1 protein-coding gene and 1 pseudogene are annotated in these 2,642 nt (G+C 60.0%); both read right to left on the bottom strand.

What is annotated here, in order from left to right; all coding sequences use genetic code 11:
* Positions 1-515: 515 nt before the first annotated feature.
* Positions 516-2,102 carry an NAD(P)/FAD-dependent oxidoreductase gene (locus VFN25_RS05990; RefSeq protein ID WP_325139839.1) on the bottom strand — a complete coding sequence of 529 codons (1,587 nt, stop codon included), beginning with the start codon at positions 2,100-2,102 and terminating at the stop codon, positions 516-518.
* A 115-nt stretch (positions 2,103-2,217) separates the two neighbouring features.
* Positions 2,218-2,642, bottom strand: a pseudogene (locus tag VFN25_RS05985) (glycosyltransferase family 2 protein); the annotation flags it as partial.

The raw sequence follows: 2,642 nt of genomic DNA, 5'->3' as shown, positions 1-2,642 counted from the left end.
TTACTACGGACCATCAGTTCGCTTCCGGTTGCTCTCCACCCCGCCTCTCAGCGACGCAGTTACCTTCAACTACGAGGCCTGTGGCTTGCCCCGACGCGGATTTACACCGCGCTGATACGACGCCCTCACGGGCGCACTCGTTCCTGCGCAGGCAGGACCGCGGAGGCAGGAGGCCGAAGCGAACATTCGCAACGCGAATGGCCCGAAGGGCAAGCCGCAGGAGCGGCGCGTCAGCCAGTGCCTTTGCTTGGCTTTTGATTTGGTGCCGGAGCCAAAGAAAGCGATGGGGCGCTGGGCCCCTGCCTGCGCAGGGGCGACGGGGGTTTTTGGTGCTGAGGTTGTTGGTGGCACTGGCCACCTTTTGCGCAGGGGCGACGGGGAAATGTGGTGCTGAGGTTGCTGGCTGAGCGCTCTCGCGTATTGAGCGAAAAGCCTCGTCGTTGACGGGGCTTTTTGGGCTTGCGGCGAATTGTGTTTTGCTTGTGCCGCTTGATCAGCGTTGCTCTGCTCGCGCTTCAGGCGAACAAGGGCGTTGCCGGTCGTTGTGCTGCGGTCAGGCCGGCGGCATCGAGGCTTGGGCATGCGGCTTGGGCGCGGGCGACGATGGTTGCTGACAAGTCACGCATCAAGCTGACATTGCCGCGCAGGCGTTCGCGTACTTCCAGGTCATCGAGTTTGTCGTGCAGGGTCGCGTTCATGCCGACGAACCATTCGAGATCCATCTGATCGAGCATGACTGCAGGGTTCGGTCGTGGACTGAGTTGCGCCCAGCGATTGAAAAATGCCTGCATGTCGCGATTGAGTTGGGCGGCTTCGGCCAGTTCGTTTTGCACCTCGCCAAGCAGGGCGATGTCGGTCAACCGATTCTGGAACACGAGCTGGCAGAGCACGCCCCAATAGTAGGTGTAATCCCAGACCACTTTGATCGACATCACTTCGGCATCGCCGAAAATCGGGTACTGGTCGCGATACATGCTCAAGGTGTTGCTGAAAAACGAGAAGAAAAGCTGCTCGTAAATGCGCGCGTAAGGCCCCAGCGGCTTGCCTGCGCGTTCCAGTGCGATCATTTCGCAAATGTAGGTGTTGCTGATTGCGATGAAGTCGCTGCCCGGTGAATAGAATGGATCGAGGAATACGCCGGCTTCTCCAGTCAATGCCCAGCGATCACCCGAGAACACCTGCTTGCTGCTGTAGGAATAGCCGCGCAGGAAGCGAAAATCCATGAGCTTGTCGCGCTCGGCTTCGCAGGCCCTGGCGACCAGTGGCTGATGCTCGTGCAGCCATTCGAGCGCGCGCTCGAACGTGTTCATTGTTTCAATTAGATGCATTTTCGCATCGCAGACGATGCCGACGGAATGCGCCCCCGAGCCGAGCGGTATCAGCCAGACCCAGTAGCCCGGGCCACACAGGTGATTGGTCGAGCGCCAACGTTCGTCACGCGGTTCGCATCGATCACCCCAGTCGCTATCGGCGCACCAGTCATCGACGGCCAGTTTGGCATCGATGCGGAACCAGACAGCATTGCCTTCGTGGCCGCTGCTTTCGGCGAGATCGAGCTTGCGCTTGATAATGCCGGCACGTCCGCTGGCATCGATGACCCAGGTTGAGGTGAAGGTCTGCTCGGCATCACCCACCAGTGCTTCGACCGTGTGTGGCTTGCCACCCTGGTCAAGTTCGACTTTGCGCACGACGCTGGCGTCGTGGAAGGTGATGCCTCGTGAGCGCACGAGTTCACCGAGATGGTTTTCGAGGATGCCGCGATCCAGTTGCCAGGTCGGCGTCGGCATCACCGAACTGACGCCGAGTTCAGTCACGTTTTCGAGATCACGGCGCCCTTCCGACCAGAAGAACCGAAAGCCGAACTTGCGGATGTGGATTTCGTCGAAGTGCTCGCGCAGGCCAAGCGTCTCGGCGAAGTAGTGCGCGCCGATTTCGACTTTGGATTCGCCGACCTTGTGTGCGGCGATCGGCAGTGGATGCGCGTTGCGTTCGAGTACGACGATATCGAGATTTTCGAAACGCTGACGCAATTGCAGGGCCAGGCTGAGGCCGGCGAGGCCGCCGCCGAGAATCACGACATCATGTTGCGTAGACAGGCTCATGGAGAAATCCGCTTGGGTGGGCAGGCAATCCACCCAGCAGAATGAAAATCAGCCGGGTAAGAGCCAGAGGAGGGGCATTGCGATGAAAGCGTCGTCATCAATGGCATGGGCTGGGTCAGTCGCTGGAGACGGGATCAAATACCAGCGGCGGCTTTGAATGCGAGCGCCGATAGCTGTCGATCACGTGGCCGTAGCGAATGACTTGACCGATCGTGTACAGAGTGATCAGGGTCACATCGCGCACCGGGCGGAAGTGGCTGAGGCGGAACTCACCGCTATAGCGCGTATCGATGGGAATCGAGACCACGCCGAATCCGAGCTCGCGAACGGCGGCAATCAGGATTGCCGCCTCGAACACAAAGCCCTGGGCAGGCAGATCGACCAGCTGCATGACTTTGCGCGGATAGTATCGTTGTCCACTTTGCGTATCGGCGACCGGAATGCCGCAACCCCAGGAGATTCCCCAGTCGGCAACCGCATTGGCCCGGCGCCGCGCATTCGGCTGATTCTCGCGCGAACGGATTCGCGCACCGATGACCA

The organism is Dokdonella sp. (assembly GCF_035703485.1).
Taxonomy (GTDB): domain Bacteria; phylum Pseudomonadota; class Gammaproteobacteria; order Xanthomonadales; family Rhodanobacteraceae; genus Dokdonella.
This window is presented reverse-complemented; position numbering and strand designations above follow the sequence as displayed.